General features: G+C 68.0%; 13 protein-coding genes and 3 pseudogenes. 2 read left to right on the top strand and 14 right to left on the bottom strand.

Annotation, left to right across the window (positions count from 1 at the left end):
* Positions 1–34: 34 nt before the first annotated feature.
* The 8 genes and pseudogenes from tsaE to ID132_RS06065 all read right to left on the bottom strand — a co-directional run.
* Positions 35–232: pseudogene (gene tsaE, locus ID132_RS14750) on the bottom strand (tRNA (adenosine(37)-N6)-threonylcarbamoyltransferase complex ATPase subunit type 1 TsaE); the annotation flags it as partial.
* Positions 233–268: 36 nt separating this feature from the next.
* Complete coding sequence (locus ID132_RS06095) at positions 269–1,750, bottom strand: alanine racemase C-terminal domain-containing protein (protein ID WP_193128121.1); 1,482 nt, start codon at positions 1,748–1,750, stop codon at positions 269–271.
* A gap of 41 nt (positions 1,751–1,791) precedes the next feature.
* Positions 1,792–2,079 (bottom strand): annotated as a pseudogene (locus ID132_RS15200) (alanine racemase); the annotation flags it as partial.
* Entirely contained in the window at positions 2,076–2,438 is a 363-nt protein-coding gene (locus ID132_RS06085; RefSeq protein ID WP_193128120.1) for a holo-ACP synthase, read from the bottom strand. The gene ID132_RS06085 and the pseudogene ID132_RS15200, both read right to left, overlap by 4 nt.
* A 10-nt stretch (positions 2,439–2,448) precedes the next feature.
* Positions 2,449–4,279 (bottom strand): annotated as a pseudogene (gene glmS, locus ID132_RS06080) (glutamine--fructose-6-phosphate transaminase (isomerizing)).
* A 71-nt stretch (positions 4,280–4,350) separates the two neighbouring features.
* On the bottom strand, positions 4,351–5,487 hold the full coding sequence (locus ID132_RS06075; protein WP_193128119.1) for a mannitol-1-phosphate 5-dehydrogenase: 1,137 nt from the start codon (positions 5,485–5,487) through the stop codon (positions 4,351–4,353).
* On the bottom strand, positions 5,487–5,912 hold the full coding sequence (locus ID132_RS14745) for a PTS sugar transporter subunit IIA (RefSeq protein WP_193128118.1): 426 nt from the start codon (positions 5,910–5,912) through the stop codon (positions 5,487–5,489). Before ID132_RS14745 ends, ID132_RS06075 begins: the two co-directional genes overlap by 1 nt.
* The gene (locus ID132_RS06065) at positions 5,863–7,521 is read right to left on the bottom strand and encodes a PTS mannitol transporter subunit IICB (protein WP_459562451.1); all 1,659 of its coding nucleotides are present in this window, start codon (positions 7,519–7,521) and stop codon (positions 5,863–5,865) included. The genes ID132_RS14745 and ID132_RS06065 overlap by 50 nt, the downstream gene beginning before the upstream one ends.
* 248 nt (positions 7,522–7,769) lie before the next feature.
* Between ID132_RS06065 and coaA the strand changes: the two genes are divergently transcribed.
* On the top strand, positions 7,770–8,726 hold the full coding sequence (gene coaA, locus ID132_RS06060; protein WP_193128116.1) for a type I pantothenate kinase: 957 nt from the start codon (positions 7,770–7,772) through the stop codon (positions 8,724–8,726).
* A gap of 254 nt (positions 8,727–8,980) precedes the next feature.
* Entirely contained in the window at positions 8,981–10,282 is a 1,302-nt protein-coding gene (locus ID132_RS06055; RefSeq protein WP_193128115.1) for a hypothetical protein, read from the top strand.
* Between the two features lie 78 nt (positions 10,283–10,360).
* On the opposite strand, the gene glmM is transcribed toward ID132_RS06055, so the two are convergent.
* The 6 genes from glmM to ID132_RS06025 form a co-directional block, all read right to left on the bottom strand.
* A complete protein-coding gene (glmM, locus tag ID132_RS06050; RefSeq protein ID WP_125107018.1) occupies positions 10,361–11,731 on the bottom strand; it encodes a phosphoglucosamine mutase in 1,371 nt (456 codons plus the stop codon).
* 14 nt (positions 11,732–11,745) lie between these two features.
* Positions 11,746–12,234 carry a 30S ribosomal protein S9 gene (rpsI, locus tag ID132_RS06045; RefSeq protein WP_125107017.1) on the bottom strand — a complete coding sequence of 163 codons (489 nt, stop codon included), beginning with the start codon at positions 12,232–12,234 and terminating at the stop codon, positions 11,746–11,748.
* Positions 12,235–12,261: 27 nt separating this feature from the next.
* Positions 12,262–12,705, bottom strand: coding sequence for a 50S ribosomal protein L13 (gene rplM, locus ID132_RS06040; protein WP_125107016.1), 444 nt, complete (start codon positions 12,703–12,705; stop codon positions 12,262–12,264).
* A 183-nt stretch (positions 12,706–12,888) separates the two neighbouring features.
* Positions 12,889–14,613, bottom strand: coding sequence for a ubiquinone-dependent pyruvate dehydrogenase (gene poxB, locus ID132_RS06035; protein ID WP_125107015.1), 1,725 nt, complete (start codon positions 14,611–14,613; stop codon positions 12,889–12,891).
* Between the two features lie 137 nt (positions 14,614–14,750).
* Positions 14,751–14,969 (bottom strand): YbdD/YjiX family protein, encoded by a 219-nt coding sequence (locus ID132_RS06030; RefSeq protein ID WP_125107014.1) that lies wholly within the window; start codon positions 14,967–14,969, stop codon positions 14,751–14,753.
* Positions 14,969–17,263, bottom strand: a complete 2,295-nt coding sequence (locus ID132_RS06025; RefSeq protein WP_125107013.1) for a carbon starvation CstA family protein — start codon at positions 17,261–17,263, stop codon at positions 14,969–14,971. Before ID132_RS06025 ends, ID132_RS06030 begins: the two co-directional genes overlap by 1 nt.
* Between the last annotated feature and the right edge of the window lie 27 nt (positions 17,264–17,290).

Below are 17,290 nucleotides of genomic sequence, written 5' to 3'. Positions count from 1 at the left end.
CGAGCGCCGAGGCGAGGCGGTACGCGTCGACGTGAATGAGCGCGGGGCCGTCGCCGAGCGAGGGATGCGTGCGAGCGATCACGAACGTCGGGCTCGCGACCGCGCCGCGCACGCCGAGCGCCTCGCCGAGGCCGCGCACNAGCGTCGTCTTGCCGGCGCCGAGCGGCCCGTTGAGCACGAGGACGTCGCCGCGGCGCAGCACACTCGCGAGCGCGGCGCCGAGGCGTTCCATGTCGTCGGAGGTCTCGATTCGCGTCATGCCCGCACCCTACACAGCCTCGTTGTCGCGGGCCGAGCGGCGTTGCACGCGCGTGCCGAGGCCGGCGACGAGCCCCTCGACGCACAGGCCGGTCCAGCCGGCCCAATCCTGCAGGCTGAAGTCGCTCGGGCGTGGGCCCCACAGGCGCACCGGTTCGCCCGGGGCGCCGTCGCGGTCGCCGAGGTTCACCACCACTTGGTCCATCGCGACGCGGCCGACGAGCGGCGCGGGTGTCTCGCGCACGAGCAATTCAGCGCGGTGCGCTGCCGAGCGGGGAATCGCATCCGCGTAGCCCACCGGCACGAGGCCGATCGTCGTCGTCTCGCTCGCGTGCCACTCGTAGCCGTAGCTCACGCCCTGGCCCGCGTGCACGCGCTTGATCTGCGCGAGCTCGCTGCGCAGCACGGCGGGCGCACGGGAGTCGTCGGCCAGCCCGTAGGCGGCCCGGGTTGCCGCGGGCGCGAACGGCTCGACCGTCGCCGAGACGCCGAAGTCGCGCAGCGCGGCGAGGTCGTGCGGGCGGCGCACGAGGTACTTGAGACGCAGGCCAGCCGCGAGGCCGAGCACGCGCTCGAGGCCGAAGCCGTAGGCGTCGGCGGTGAGGTCGAGCGCCGTGCCCGCCTCGGCGAGCTGCCGCAACCGGTCGGCGAGCTCGGCGTCGTCGATCACGAACTCGGGCAGCGGCGACGCCGATGCGGGCCGCTCGGGTGTGCGGAGGCGCCGGCCCGAGTGGCTCGGATGCTCGGCCGCCCCGCCCTGGTAGTCGCGGGCGATGCGGCCGCTGAGCCGCGTCGTCACCTCGTAGTTGATGGTGCCCGAGGCAGCCGCCCAGTCATCGGCGCTCGCGGTGCCGCCGATAACGGTGACGCGGCGGTGCGCGCTGCGTTCGACGTCGCCGAGCGGCGTGACCACGCAGTGGCAGGCGTCGACGCGTTCGAGGCGCCAGCGATCCCCCGCCTCGTCCTGCAGCAACAGCTCGCCTTCGGCCACCGGCAGCAGCCCGTCGACCTGGCCGACGTCGAGCAGCCAGCGGGGCATGTCGTCAACGTCGTAGCGGCGCACGTGCGCCGTCAGCGTCAACGCCGGGCGCAGTTCGAGGCCGCAGCGGGCGTCGGGCGCGATCGGGTCGAGGCCGTAGAGCGCGATGCCGAGTCGCGTCGCGTCGTAGCGCGCCTCGGGGAATTTCAGCGCGCCGGCGGTCGCCGCGAGGTGGCGCAGGCTCGGCTGCAGGCCGAACCCCTCGGCGAGGGCGGCGGCGCGGTCGAAGGCGGCGATCTGCTCGGCGTCGTCGGCGTCGCTCGTACCCGAAAAGTGGCTCATGAGTCCGCGCACCTCGAGGTAACCGCGCGCCTCGTAGTCGCTCGCGAGCGTGAACATGGCCGGCCAGTCGGGCTCGCGCACGCCGTTGCGGCCGAGGCCCGTGTCGAGCTTGATGTGCACCCGCACGGGGCCGTCGACGCGGCCCTCGCGCTCGATCCAGTCGGCGAGCATCGCGAGGTGCTGCGGGCTCGAGAACCNAGCTCGACGCCGGCCTCGACGGCCGCCCCGAAGTCGATGCTCGGGGTGTCGAGCCACGCGATGACGGGCGCCGTGATGCCGGCGGCGCGCAGCGCGAGCGCTTCGTCGACGTCGGCGACGCCGAGCGCGCTCGCCCCTGCCGCGAGCGCAGCGCGGCCGACCTCGACCATGCCGTGCCCGTACGCGTTTGCCTTGACGATGGCAATCACGGGCACCTGCACCGCGTGAGAAAAGGCCTGCAGGTTATGGCGCACCGCGTCGAGGTCGACGTGGATACGCGGGGCCGGGGCGCGCTGGGTCACGACGCTGCTCCTTCCGCGACGACAAAAGCCGTCGACACGTCGCGATCGTGCGAGATAGAGAGGTGGAGGCGCCCCACCCCGAGACGAGCGAGGACACCGTCAAGCTTGTCGCCGCCGACGAACGAGGGCGCGCCAAGGTGCGTCCGCCGCACCTCGAGTTCGCGCAGGGTGAGTCCGTGCAAGCCGCCGAGCGCCTTCACCGCCGCCTCGCGCGCCGCCCAGCGAGCGGAAATGCTCGTGAGCGGCAGCGCGAGTTCGGCCTCGGCAAAGATGCGTTCGGCGAAGCGCGGCACGCCCAGCGCGCGCTCGACGCGAACGTGCTCGACGGTGTCGACGCCAATTCCGAAAATCAGCGACATGCGGGCGCCGCTATTCGACGGTGACCGACTTGGCGAGGTTGCGCGGCTGGTCGACGTCGAGGCCCTTCGCGGTCGAGAGCTCAAGCGCGAAGATCTGCAGCGGCAGCACGCGCAGGAACGGCTCGAAGAAGTGCTCGGTCAGCGGCATCGCAAACACCTCGTCGGCGAACGGCAGCACCGCGGCGTCGCCCTCTTCGGCCACCGCGAGCACGCGGGCGCCGCGGGCGCGGATCTCCTGAATGTTCGAGACGACCTTCGGGTGCAGGGTGTTGTCGTGGCGCGGGCTCGGCACGATGACGAACACCGGCTGGCCGGGCTCGATCAGCGCGATCGGGCCGTGCTTCAGCTCGCCGGCGGCGAAGCCCTCGGCGTGAATGTAGGCGATCTCCTTGAGCTTGAGCGCGCCCTCAAGCGCGATCGGGTAGCCCGTCGAGCGGCCGAGGAAGAGCACCGAGCGGGTGTCAGCCATCCAGTTCGCGAGCTCGCGGATGCGGTCGTGCTGCTCGAGCACGTGCTGCATCTTCTCGGGCAGCTGGCGGAACTCCTCGAGGTGGCCCGCGACCTCCTCCTTCGAGAGGGTCTCGCGCGCGCCGGCGACATAGAGGCCGAGCAGGTAGATGGCAGCGACCTGCGCCGTGAACGCCTTCGTCGAGGCCACGGCGACCTCGGGGCCCGCGTGGGTGTAGACGACCGAGTCGGACTCGCGCGGAATCGAGGCGCCCTGCGTGTTGCAGATCGAGATGGTCTTCGCGCCGAGCTCGCGGGCGTAGCGCACGGCCATGAGGGTGTCCATGGTCTCGCCCGACTGCGAGAGCGACACAACGAGGGTGCGCTCGGTGACGACGGGGTTGCGGTAGCGGAACTCGTGGGCGAGTTCGACCGTCACGGGCACGCGGGTCCACTGCTCGAGCGCGTACTGGCCGGTGAGGCCCGAGTAGTACGCGGTGCCGCAGGCGATGAGCAGGATGCGGTCGATCTCGCGGAAGTAGTCGGCGCCGAGCCCCTCGAGGTCGGGCAGCTTGACGTGGTCGNGTCTTCTCGATCGCCTCGGGGTTCTCGGCGATCTCCTTCGCCATGTACGACGGCCAACCGCCCTTGTCGGCGGCCGACGCATCCCAGCTCACCTCGAACTCGTCGCCCGACGCGGGCTCGCCGTCGAAGGTCGTGATCTCGACCGACTCCTTGCGCACGACGACGATCTGTTCCTGGCCCACCGCGATCGCGCGGTCGGTGTGCTCGACGAACGCCGCGACATCAGAGCCGAGGAAGTTCTCGCCGTCGCCGAGGCCGATCACGAGCGGCGAGTTGAGGCGCGCGCCGACGATGACGTCGGGCTGGCTCGCGTGAATCGCGAGCAGCGTGAACGCGCCCTCGAGGCGGGGCACGACGTTGCGGAACGTCTGCACGAGGTCACCCGTCTTCGCGTACTCGCGGCCGAGCAGTTGCGCGGCAACCTCGGTGTCGGTCTCGGAGAGGAACTCGACGCCGTCGGCCTTGAGCTCTTCGCGCAGCTCGTGGAAGTTCTCGATGATGCCGTTGTGAATGACGGCGAGCTTGCCGCCATCCGACAGGTGCGGGTGCGCATTGCTGTCGTTCGCGGGGCCGTGCGTGGCCCAGCGGGTGTGGCCGATGCCGATGTGGCCATCTGCCATGGGGGTCTGCTCGAGGTCATCGAGCAGCGTCTGCAGCTTGCCGGCGCGCTTGCGGGTGTTCAGCGCACCGTGCTCGTCGACCACGGCGATGCCCGCCGAGTCGTAGCCGCGGTATTCGAGTCGGGCCAGACCCGACAAGAGGACCTGCTGACTGGTTTTGTCACCGACGTATCCAACGATTCCACACATAGGGGTAATTCTGCCCCATCCCTCCGACGCGCGCGTTCATCCGCGCGCACGCGTCGGGGGCGTGGGCCGGGCTAGTTCTGCTGCACGCGGGTCACGACCGCCACGAGTTCGTCGAAAAGCTGCTCGCCTGGTTGCACACCCATCACCTCGGGCACGAGGTGGGCGGCCGGGCGTGTCTCGAGCAGCTCGCCGAGCTCGTGCGACTGCTCGTCGTCGTCGCTGCGGAACTGCAGCGCCGCGCCGATCGCCGCGAGCAGCCCGCCGTGTTCGAGGCCGCGCGCCGCGAGGTCCACCGCCGGCTCGACGAACCGCTCGTGCCGGCTCAGCTTGCGCAGCGGCTGGCGGCCGATGCGCGTCGGGGTGTCGGGCAGCTCGGGGTTTTGGAAGCGCTGAATCGTACGCGCGACGTAGGCGGCATGCTCGTCGTGCCCGAAGCCGAACTGCGCGATAAGCAGCTCGCTCGTCTCGCCGAGCACCGTGTCGACGTGCTCGCGCACCTGCGGGTTCGCGAGGGCCGACGCGATCGAGGCCTCGCCGAGCAGCGAGCCCCAGTACGCGGCCGTCGCGTGGCCGGTGTTCACCGTGAACAGCTTGCGGCGGATGTACGGGGCGAGGTCGTCGACGAAATGGGCATCGGGGATGCTCGGCTCGGCGCCGTCGAACGGGCCTCGCTCGATCGCCCACTCGCTGAAGTCCTCGACCACGACGTCGACGCCGTCGGCGTGCACCGCCGGAATGATGCGGTCGACGGCGGTGTTCGCGAAGATCGCGCGGTCGGCGAGCTCCTCGGCGCCCTCGAGCACGAAGTCACGCAGCGTGTCGGTCGCGTTGATCGCGTTCTCGCAGGCGAGCACGACGAGCTTCGGCGCATCCACCGCCCGCTGGCGCAGGCCCTCGCGAATGACGGGCGCGATGAACTTGAGCACGCCCGCGCCGACCGCGCAGGTCGCGATCTCGGCCCCGGCCACGGCCGCCTGCGCGGAGGCCGGGTCGGAGGCCGAGTTCACGGCGCTGAAGCGGTCGACGGTGTGGGTGCGGGCGTTCGCGCCCACCTCGCGCACCTCGTAGCTATCGGCGGCGTTGAGGGTGTCGACGAGCTCGGCGTTGACGTCCGAGAACACGAGGTCGTAGCCCGCCTCGTGCAGGGCGAGGCCGATGAAGCCGCGCCCGATGTTGCCGGCGCCGAAATGTACTGCGGTCTTGGCCATTAGTCGTTTACTCCGCTCAGCAGTTCGTAGAGTTCTTCGTCGGTCTGCGCCGCGAGCAGGCGGTCAACCTGGCTCTGGTCGGCGAAGATCTGGGCGATCTTGGCGAGGATCTCGAGGTGCCCGCCGTCCTTGCCGGCGATGCCGATCACGAAGCGCACCTCGTTGCCATCCCAGTCAACCGGCTGCGGGTAGCGCGCAACCGAAAGCCCCGATGCGAGCACCGCCTGCTTGGCGTCGTTCGTGCCGTGCGGGATCGCGAGGAAGCTGCCCATGAAGGTCGAGACCTCGGCCTCGCGGGCGAACATCGCGTCGACGTAGTCAGGCGTGACCGAGCCGCGGGCGACGAGTCGTTCCCCCGCCTCTCGGATCGCCTCATCACGCGTCGTCGCGGTCGGCGCCGTCGTGATGCTCTCGAGCGTGAGCACGTCGGGGTCGGCCGCCGGGGTGGCCGGTGCGGTCGCGGTGGCCGTTGCCGCGGCAGGGGCGGCGGCCGGGGCCGGCGCATCCGTGCCGTCGCTCGGCGTGTAGGGCGAGGACNTCGGCCGGAGCCGCCTCGGCGGTCGCCGCCGTGAGCTCGCCATCCTGGCGCTGCTTCAGCAGGTCCACGACCTCGTCGTACTTCGGCGAGTTCATGAACTGGCCGACGGACACGTGGATCGCGTCGGGGCGGCGCTGGCGCGCGCGGGGTGTGAGCTCTTCCTGCGTGATGATGAGGTCGGCCGTGCTGTCGAGGTTCGCGATGGCCGCGTTCGTCACGGTCACGCCGGTGATGCCCGCATCCTTCACCTTTTTGCGCATGACGCTCGCACCCATCGCGCTCGAGCCCATCCCCGCATCGCAGGCGAACACGACGCTCGTGATCTCGCGGTTCGGGTTGGCGACCTCGTCGCGCAGCGAACCGGCGGATGCCTGACCGGCGAGGCTCGAGAGCGCCGCCGAGTCCTTGCCCTTGTTGCGCTGGGTCTTCGCGACGGCCGCACTCATGCCGTCCTCGCCGCGCTCAAGCGCCTCAAGGTCACGCTTGCGCGAGGCCCGCAGAATCACCGCGGCGACGACGAAGGTGACGGTGGCCGAGATGACAACCGACAGGATCACGCCGAGGTAGCTGTCACTCGCGGTTTGCAGCAGCACCGCAATGATCGAGCCCGGCGCCGCGGGCGCCCGCAGGCCCGAGTCGAAAATCATGTTCGTGAACACGCCACTCATGCCACCCGCGATCACCGCAAGCAGCAGTGCCGGCTTCATGAGCACGTACGGGAAATAGATCTCGTGGATGCCGCCGAGGAAGTGGATGATCGCGGCGCCCGGTGCCGAGGCCCGGGCCATGCCGACGCCGAAGACCGAGAACGCGAGCAGGATGCCGAGACCGGGGCCCGGGTTCGCCTCGAGCAGGAACAGGATCGACTTGCCGTCGACCGACGCCATCTGCGTGCCGAGCGGCGTCAGCACGCCGTGGTTGATGGCGTTGTTGAGGAAGAAAACCTTCGCGGGCTCGATCAAGATGCTCGTCAACGGCAGCAGGCCGTTGTTGATGAGCCAGCCGACCGCGTTCCCGAGCGCCGTCATGAGGCCGTTAACGACCGGCGCGAGCAAGTAGAAGCCTGCGATCGCCATGATGAACGAGAAGATGCCGGCCGAGAACAGGTTGACGAGCATCTCGAAGCCGGCGCGGATCTTGCCGTCCCAGAGCTTGTCGAGCTGTTTCATGAGCCAGGCCGCGATCGGCGCCATGATCATCGCTCCGATGAACATGTGCACCTGGCCGAGCTCGCTCGCGCCCTCGGGCAGCGAGGCATTGAACTGGTTGACGATGTAGTCGCTACCGACGATGACGCCCATGGTCGCGACCGTGGCGACGACGCCACCGCGCTCCTTGTAGACCATGCGGCCGGCCGTGTTCGCGATGAGCAGCGGCATCAGGTAGTGGATGGTCGGGCCGACGAGCTCCGAGAGGCTCGCGTTCGGCGTCCATCCCTTTTCGATGAAGAACGCCGTGAACAGACCCCACGCGATGAGTGCGGGGATGTTCGGCATGATCATTCCCGAGAGGAATGTGCCGAACTTCTGGACTCCGACGCTGAACTTGTTCTTGCCGCCTGACGCTGAGTCGGTCGACGGCGCGGTAGTTGCGGACACCACTGCCTCCAGATGCTCGTGAGATACGGGCGGAACCGCGACACCGCGGTTCATCCTTTACTAAGCCTACTCTGCGGCTTGTCCCAGGAATACGGCCATCACGGCCAAGCGTTCCGCACTGCCCTACCTGCCAGTAAGCTGGCTTGATGCTCACCACCGCACGGCGCCCGGCCACCGCGAAGTGGTCGACGCCGTTCGATGAGATCGATCGCGCCGACTGGGCCGAGCTCGCCCCGTCGACGCCGCTGACGATCGACGAGGACGACGTCGCGCGCCTGCGCAGCCTCGGCGACCCGATCGACATCGATGAGGTGCGCGAGGTCTATCTGCCGCTCACCCGGCTGCTGAACATCCACGTGAACAACGCGCGCCAGCTGCGCCGCGCCCAGAACTCGTTTCTCGGCGACCGCGGCGACGGCACGCCCTTCGTCATCGGCGTCGCGGGCTCGGTCGCCGTGGGCAAGTCGACGGTGGCACGACTCCTGCGAGAGCTGCTGCGGCGGTGGGAGGACACCCCTCGCGTCGAGCTCATCACGACCGACGGGTTCCTCTACCCGAACGCCGAGCTCGAGCGCCGCGGCCTGATGTCGCGCAAGGGATTCCCGGAGTCGTACGACCGCCGCGCCCTGCTGCGCTTCGTCACGCAGGTGAAGTCGGGCGCTCCCGAAGTGCGCGCGCCGTTCTACTCGCACGTTGTCTACGACATCGTGCGCGACGCCGAGATCGTCGTGAACGCCCCCGACGTGCTCATCGTCGAGGGCCTCAACGTCCTGCAGCCGCCGTCGCGCGGCGGCGGGCTCGCGGTGAGCGACATGTTTGACTTCTCGATCTTCGTGGATGCGCGCACCTCCGACATCGAGAAGTGGTACCTCGACCGCTTTCTGCAACTGCAGCGCGGCGCATTCGCGAACCCGTCCTCGTACTTCCGCAAGTACGCTGACCTCTCCCCGACCGAGGCCGTTGCCACCGCATCCGATATCTGGAACTCGATCAACCTGCCGAACCTCGAGCAGAACGTGCTGCCGACGCGCTCACGCGCGAAGCTCATCCTGCGCAAATCTGCGAACCACGCGATCTCGAAGGTCCTCCTCCGCAAGTCCTAGCGGCGGGTGCCTGGGTGCAGTTTTCTAGGATCGCTGCGGTTACCGCCGCATCTCTCGTAGAAAACCGCATCGGATGCGCGGGCACCGTCGCGAGCGGATGCGCGGGCCGAGCGGATGCGCCAGTCACGACCCCGCACCGGGCGCAAAATATCAGCGACTCGCTATTTGATAACGATTCTTATTAGCAGATAGTCTCGTGCGGTGCCGTTCCGGCGGCATCGAATTTGCTGATCCTTTAGGAAGGACCCGCCTCTATGGCACCGATCCTGTCCCGTCGAGCGCCGCTGCTCGCCTCTGCCGCATCCCTCGCGATTGCCGCGCTCGCCCTCACGGGCTGCGCCGCCGGCTCGCAGCCCGGGAGCACCACATCAACGGAGGCCGACCACGACCACGAAGACGGTCACGAACACGAACACGAGGCGACGGAGTCGTCGGGCCCGCAGCCCCGCCTCGCGCTCACCTACGACGGCGGCATCCTGGTCGTCGACGCGAACTCGCTCGAGGTCATCGCCGATCTGCCCATCGATGGCTTCAACCGCCTCAGCCCCGGCGGTGACAACCGCAACGTGTTCGTCTCGACGACGGGCGGCTGGGCCGTGCTCGACGCCGGCACCTACACCCAGCCACACGGCGACCACACCCACTCGTACGTCTCCGAGCCCGTGCTCAGCGACGTCGTCGCGAGCGCCGAGACACCCGGTCATGTCGTGCACCACGACGGCCAGACCGCACTCTTCGACGACGGCACCGGCGAGGTCACGATCTTCGCCACGGCGACGCTCGAGGAGCAGGTTGACGCCGGCAGCATCACGCCGACCGCGAGCTACGAGTCGGCCGACGCGCACCACGGCGTCGCCGTGCCGCTCGCCGACGGCCAGCTGTTCGTGACGGTGGGCAACGAGTCGGAGCGCAACGGCGCCCAGGTCGTTGACACCGACGGCAACGTCATCGCCGAATCCGACGAGTGCCCCGGCATCCATGGTGAGACCACCGTCGGCGACGACCTTGTTCTCGCCGGCTGCGAGGACGGCGTGCTGCTCTCGCACGGCGACCACTTCCACAAGATCGACGCGCCCGACGACTTCGGCCGCACCGGCAACGCGTTCGCCGACGATGATTCGACCGTCGTGCTCGGCGACTACAAGACCGACCCCGAGGGCGGCATCGACCTGACCCAGATTGCCCTCATTGACACCGTCGACGAGTCGATCAACGTCGTCGACACCGGCAGCCACTACACCTGGCATGGCCTCGCCCGCGGCGAGGACGGCGAGGCCCTCGTCTTTGGCACCGACGGCACCCTGCGCGTCTTCGACCCCGGGTCGGGCGAACTCGTCAACGAGATCGCCGTCACCGACGAGTGGACCGTGCCTGACGAGTGGCAGACCAGCCACCCGGCCATCGTGCAGGACCGCGGCTACGTCTACATCAGCGACCCGAACACCTCGACCATGTACGTGGTCGACTACCTCGGCGGGGAGGTCACCGAGTCGGCCCAACTGCCCCACGAGGTCAACGAGCTGGCCCTCGCCTCGGGCCAGCGCGCAGAGGCCTAATCGGCAGCGCGAACCCTCCAAAAACGGCTGCGGCCCCGACCAGATTCTGGTTGGGGCCGCGGCCGATTGACGTGAAAATTACGCGAGCGCGAGCTCGGCTTTCACGACTTCGGCGAGCGCGTCGGCATGCAGGCGCGCGGCGTCGTCGGTCTCGGCCTCGACCATCACGCGCACGACCGGCTCGGTGCCGGATGGGCGCAGCAGCACGCGGCCAGTGTTGCCGAGCGCGAGTGTCACTTTCTCGACCGCGGCCTGGACGGCCTCGTTCGAAGTGCACTCGTCCTGGCGCACGCCGCGCACGTTGACGAGCACCTGTGGGTAGACCTTCATGACCTGCTTGAGTTCACTGAGGGGCTTGCCCTCGGATGCGACAACGCAGGCGAGCAGCAGGCCGGTGAGCACGCCGTCGCCGGTGGTCGCGTGGCGAGTGACGATGACGTGTCCCGACTGCTCGCCACCGATGGTGAGCTCGCGGCGGTTGAGCTCGGCGAGCACGTAGCGGTCGCCCACCTTCGTTTCGACGAGGGTGATGCCATGCTCGCGCATCGCGATGCGCAGGCCAAGGTTCGACATGACCGTCGCGACGAGCGTGTCGTCCTTGAGCATCCCGCGGCCCTTGAGCCACAGGGCGAGGATCGCGAGGATTTGGTCGCCGTCGATAACTTCGCCGTTCGAGTCGACCGCGAGGCAGCGGTCGGCATCGCCATCGTGCGCGACGCCGAGGTCGGCGCCGAGCGACACGACGGTCTCACGCAACTTGTCGAGGTGCGTCGAGCCGACGCCCTCGTTGATGTTGAGGCCATCGGGCTCGCCACCGATGACGGTGACGTCGGCGCCCGCGTCGGCGAACACCTCGGGCGAAACGCCCGCGGCTGCGCCGTTGGCGCCATCGATGACGATGCGCATGCCGTCGAGCGGCGGGCGGCCGTCGTCGTAGACGACCGGCAGCGACGAGAGCAGGTGCAGCGTGTAGCGATCTTCGGCATCAGCAAAACGCTCGATGCGGCCGACCCCGTCGCCAGTGGGACGAAGCTGCTCAGCGTCAAGCTGGGCCTCGATCTCGTCTTCGAGTTCGTCGGCCAGCTTCCTCCCGCCGCGGGCAAAGAACTTGATGCCGTTGTCGGGAGCAGGGTTGTGAGACGCCGAGATCATGACGCCAAAGTCGGCGTCAACGTCGGCGGTCAGGAACGCCGCTGCGGGCGTAGGGATCACGCCGGCGTCGAAGACATCGACGCCCGCGGAGGCGAGTCCGGCGGCGACTGCCGCGCTGATGAACTGGCCGGAGATACGCGGATCCCGGGCGAGAACCGCGACCGGCCGCTCGCCGCGCTCGCGCGCTTCACGCGCGAGCACGGCGGCGGCCGATTGAGCCAGGCCGACTGCGAGTTCTACGGTCAGGCGTTCGTTGGCGAGGCCACGAACACCATCCGTTCCAAAAAGTCGACCCACGTTGGCCCTTCCGATTAGCGCTTCGAGTACTGCGGAGCCTTGCGGGCCTTCTTGAGACCGGCCTTCTTGCGTTCCTTGACTCGCGGGTCGCGGGTAAGGAAGCCGGCCTTCTTCAGCTCGGGACGGTTGTGCTCTCGGTCAATCTCGTTGAGCGCACGCGCAATGCCGAGGCGAAGCGCGCCAGCCTGACCCGAAGGTCCGCCGCCGTGAATCTTTGCGATTACGTCGTAAGCACCGTTCAACGTCAGCAGGGTGAACGGATCGTTAATGAGCTGCTGGTGCAGCTTGTTGGGGAAGTACTCGTCAAGGGCGCGGCCATTGACGGTGATCTTGCCGGTACCGGGGACAACGCGCACGCGGGCAACAGCCTGCTTGCGACGGCCCACGGCCTGACCCGACACGGTGAGTGCGGGGCGCGGGGTGGTTTCGACAGCTTCCGAGGCCGGGGTCTCGGTGCTGAAGTTGGTGAGCTGCTCCGCGGTGGAGTCTTCGATGGTCGCCACTATCTCAGTCCTTCGTTCTTCGTGCCGCTACTGGGCAACCTGGTCAAAGGTGTAGGGCTTGGGCTGCTGTGCAGCGTGCGGGTGCTCAGGACCCGCGTACACCTTGAGCTTCTTGAGCTGGTCACGGCCGAGCGAGTTCTTCGGCAGCATGCCCCGGATCGCCTTTTCAACGGCGCGCTCCGGGCGCTTCTCGAGGAGCTCGGTGTAGCTCTCGGCGCGGAGGCCACCCGGGTAACCCGAGTGACGGTAGGCCTTCTTCTGCTCCAGCTTCGCACCCGTGAGCGCGACCTTGTCGGCGTTCACGACGACGACGAAGTCGCCGGTGTCGACGTGGGGAGCGAAGATGGCCTTGTGCTTACCGCGCAGGATGGCGGCAGCGTGCGAGGCGAGACGACCCAGGACGATGTCGGTTGCGTCAATGACGAACCATTCGCGGGTGATTTCACCTGCCTTGGGCGTGTAAGTACGCATAGCAATGCATCTTTCGTTCGAAGGGAATGGTCGTGAGTCCCGCTCGGTCGTCGTGTTGGCCCGCCGAATGACGGGTGAACGCGACAGTTGAGGGTCCACTTCGATGCCCGGGTAAGCGGGCAACCTGAATATGTTACTTCACGGCGTGGCAGCGGCGCAATGGTCTGCGGCGGATGCAGCGGCTTAGAAGAGCTGGCGGAAGTTCGCCCGCGCGAGATCGAGCAGTTCGTCGCCACGACCCGAGAGCACGGTGCGGATCGCGTAGAGCGAGAAGCCCTTCACCTGCTCGGCCGTGATCGCCGGGGGCATCGAGAGCTCCTGGCGCTCAACCACGACGTCGACGAGTGCCGGGCCGGGATGCGCGAGGGCCTCGGCGATGGTCGACTCGACGTCCCTTGATTCCTCGACGCGCCAGCCGCGGATGCCCACGGCCTCGGCCACCTTCGCAAAGTTCGGGTTCTCGAGATCAGTCGCGAACGTGACGAAGCCGGCCGCCTTCATCTCAAGCTCGACGAAGTTGAGTGACGAGTTGTTCAGCACGATGAGTTTCACCGGGAGCTGGTTCTGCGTCACGGTGAGCAGCTCCCCCATGAGCATCGACAGGCCTCCGTCGCCTGCGAGCGCGACGATCTGGCGGTCGGGGAACGCCGACTGGGCGCCGATCGCGTGAGGCAGCGCGTTCGCCATTGAGCCGTGGCTGAACGAGCCGATGAGACGTCGGCCGCCGCCGAGGTGCAGGTACCGGGCCGCGTAGACGACGGGCGACCCCACGTCAGGGATAAACACCGCGTCGTCGTCGGCCAGTTCGTCGAGCACGCTGGCGACGTACTGCGGATGGATGGGCCGCTTGCCGCGAGACGGTACGGCGAGTTCGTCGAGGCGCTTGCGCGTGCGCTCGTAGTGCTTCACCGAGTCGTTGAGGTGCGCCCGTTTGCGGTTGCGCTTGAGCAACGGCAGCAGGGCGCGCACGGTGTCGCCGACGTCGCCGACGAGGCCAAGGTCGAGGGGTGTGCGGCGACCGAGCTGCTCGCCGCGAATATCCACCTGCGCGACCTTCGCATCCTTCGGGTAGAACTGCTGATAGGGGAAGTCGGTGCCGAGCATCAGCAGCACGTCGGAATTTTCCATGGCGCGGTAGCCCGAGTTGAAGCCGAGCAGTCCGGTCATGCCGACGTCGAACGGGTTGTCGTGCTCGATGTGCTCCTTGCCGCGCAGCGCGTGCACGATCGGCGCGCCGAGCACGTCGGCGAGTTCGACGACGTCATCGTGTGCGCCCGCGACGCCGGCACCGGCAAGGATGGTGGGGCTCGACGCACCCGCAAGCAGCTTGGCGAGCTCCTGCAGCTCGGCCTCGGACGGCAGCACGCGCGGCTGTGCGGCCCGCACGACGTGTTCACCCTCGTGGCTGGCTTGCTGCAGCGCGACGTCACCGGGCAGCACGACGACGGCGACGCCGCGCCGCTCGATGGCCGCGCGCATCGCGATCTCGAGCACGCGGGGCATCTGTTCGGCAGACGAGACGAGCTCGGTGTAGACACTGCACTCGCGAAAGAGCTCCTGCGGATGCGTCTCTTGGAAGTAGTTCGAGCCGATTTCCTCGCTCGGGATGTGCGCTGCAATCGCGAGCACGGGCACGCGCGAGCGCTGTGCGTCGAAGAGCCCGTTGATGAGGTGCAGGTTGCCCGGGCCACAGCTGCCGGCACAGACCGCCAGCTCGCCGGTGAGCTCGGCATCGGCCGCAGCCGCGAACGCCGCCGCCTCCTCGTGGCGCACGTGCACCCACTCGACCTGCTCGTCTTTGCGAATCGCATCGGTGAAGCCGTTGAGCGAGTCGCCCGGCACCCCATACACGCGGCGCACGCCGTTCACTCGAAGGTTGTCGACCAGATTCTGCGCCACTGTGACCATGGACTGCTCCTTGCCTCGCGTTTAGTACGGCCAGTCTTGCACTTGCGTACGAGAAGTTCTCGAACGCGGCACGGGCAACGGCGACCCCGATCCATATCGAATCTGGGCCGCCGCCGGACTTTCACTGCCGCGAGTCGCTAGCAGCAGCGCGCCGAAGGGTTCGCATCCTCGTCGCGCGCCTTCTGCCGCCAGAACTCACGCTCGGTCATCGGCGTGGCGTCGGGGTGCTCCCGGCGCAGGTGATTCACGTACCGCTCGTACGCGTGCCCGCCCATCATGCCGTTGAGGTACCAGCTCGCGGTCGCGAACCAGGCCCTGATGTGCCCTGGCTTGTTCGAGTGCGTGGGCGCGGTCATTATTCGAGCGTCCGATCGCGCTTGTCCTCGGGCAGCTGCGCCCACTTCTCCATGAGCTCCTTCTCGGGTTGGGTCGCCGAGATACCCGCCGGAGCGAAGGTCAGCGATGGCACCGGCTTCGGCTCCGACGTCGGCAGACCATCGTGCTTCCACGCCTGGATGATCTTCACGAAGGCCGCGCCAACAACGACGAGCGTGAGGATCGCGAACAGTACCGAGAGCGAGCCCTGCACCGCGGTGTTGCGCACGGTGGCCTCGAGCTTCGTAACGTCGGCGTTCGGATCGGCCGCGAGCGCCGTGTCGATGTCGGCGCGGGTGGCGAAGTGGTTGGCCCAGTAACCGACGTTGCGCACCGGCGAGAAAATCTTGTGCCAGGAGCCGACCATCGTGACGACAAGGTCGAACACGAGTGGAACGCCGGGAATCCAGAGGTACTTGAACATCCGGCGTCCGCGCTTCGCGAGGATCGCCGTGACGACCGCGAGCGCGACCGCCGCGAGCAACTGGTTCGCGATACCAAACAACGGGAAGAACGTGTTGATGCCGCCGAGTGGATCGGTGACGCCGAGCAGCAGGATGTAGCCCCAGCCCGCGACCATGAGGGCGGTCGTCAACCACACGCCGAGCCGCCAGTTGTTGTCTTTGATGCGCGGCCAGAAGTTGCCGAGCGCCTCCTGCAGCTGGAAGCGTGCCACGCGGGTACCAGCGTCCACCGCGGTGAGGATGAACAGCGCCTCAAACATGATCGCGAAGTGGTACCAGAAGCCCATGAGGCCCGGCGTGATGTTGTGCATGATGTGCGCGATACCCATGGCGAGCGTTGGCGCACCACCCGTGCGGGAGACGATCGACTCCTCCCCCACCTCATCGGCCATCTGCTGCAGGAACGAACCGTCAACGTGCACGCCGTTGAGGCCGAGCGAGTTCACGAACATCGCCGCGCCCTCGACCGTGCCGCCCGTGGCCGCGACGGACGCGTTCATGGCGAAGTAGAGGCCACGGTCGATCGACACGGCGGCGACGAGCGCCATAATCGCGACGAACGACTCCATGAGCATGCCGCCGTAACCGATGAACTTTGTCTGGCGCTCCTTGTGCACCATCTTTGGAGTCGTGCCCGACGAGATGAGCGCGTGGAAGCCCGAGAGCGCGCCACACGCGATGGTGACGAAGAGGAACGGGAACAGCGCGCCGCTGAACACGGGGCCGTCTGACCGGCTCGCAAACTCGCTGAACGCGGGCGCCGTGATCTCGGGGCGCACGATGACGATCGCCACCGCGAGCACAACGATGACGCCGATCTTCATGAACGTCGACAGGTAGTCGCGGGGCGTGAGCAGCAGCCACACCGGCAGCACGGCCGCGACGAAGCCGTAGATGATGATCGCCCACGCGATGGTCGTGTGGTCGAGCAGGAAGAACGACGAGCCCCACTCGGTCGCGGCGATCTGGCCGCCGCCGATGATCGCGGCCATCAGCAAGATGAAGCCGATCACCGAGACCTCGAGGATCTTGCCAGGGCGCAGATACCGCAGGTAGATGCCCATGAACAACGCGATCGGAATTGTCATGCCGACCGAGAAGACACCCCAGGGGCTCTCGCCGAGCGAGTTCACGACGACGAGCGCGAGGATCGCCACGATGATGATCATGATCGTGAGGGTCGCGAGAATTGCGGCGATGCCGCCGACGCGCCCGAGGTCATCCCGCGCCATCTGGCCGAGCGAGCGGCCGCGGCGACGCGTCGAGATGAAGAGCACGAGGTAGTCCTGTACCGCGCCCGCGAGCACGACGCCGACGATGATCCAGATCGTGCCGGGCAAGTAGCCCATCTGCGCGGCGAGCACGGGGCCGACGAGCGGGCCGGCGCCGGCGATCGCGGCGAAGTGGTGGCCGAACAGCACGCGGCGGTCGGTCGCGACGAAGTCCTTGCCGTTCGCCATGTACTCGGCCGGGGTGGCGCGGTGGTCGTTCGGGCGCAGCAGGTGCTTCTCGATGTAGTTCGCGTAGAAGCGGTAGGCGATGAGGTAGGTGCACACCGCGGCGAACACGAACCAGATGCCGTTGACCGATTCGCCGCGCACGAACGCGAGCATGGTCCAGGCCACGCCACCGAGCAGCGCAATGGCCACCCACGTGATGATCTTGCCGGGCGTCCACTTCCGCGCTCGGTCGAGCGCCTTGGCGTCGGCGCCGGCGACCGGGTACCCCTCGGGGGTGTTGAGCTGGGACTCATCCCATTCGACGGGCGGATTCGCGGCGTCGTCGGCGCGCGATTCGTCGATCTTGGTCATTCTTTCTCGCTCTCACTGGTTCAGCTC

Source organism: Gulosibacter sediminis (genome assembly GCF_014904065.1).
GTDB classification, from domain to species: domain Bacteria; phylum Actinomycetota; class Actinomycetes; order Actinomycetales; family Microbacteriaceae; genus Gulosibacter; species Gulosibacter sediminis.
The sequence above is the reverse complement of the archived record's forward strand: the minus strand, read 5'-3'. Positions and strand labels throughout refer to the sequence as shown.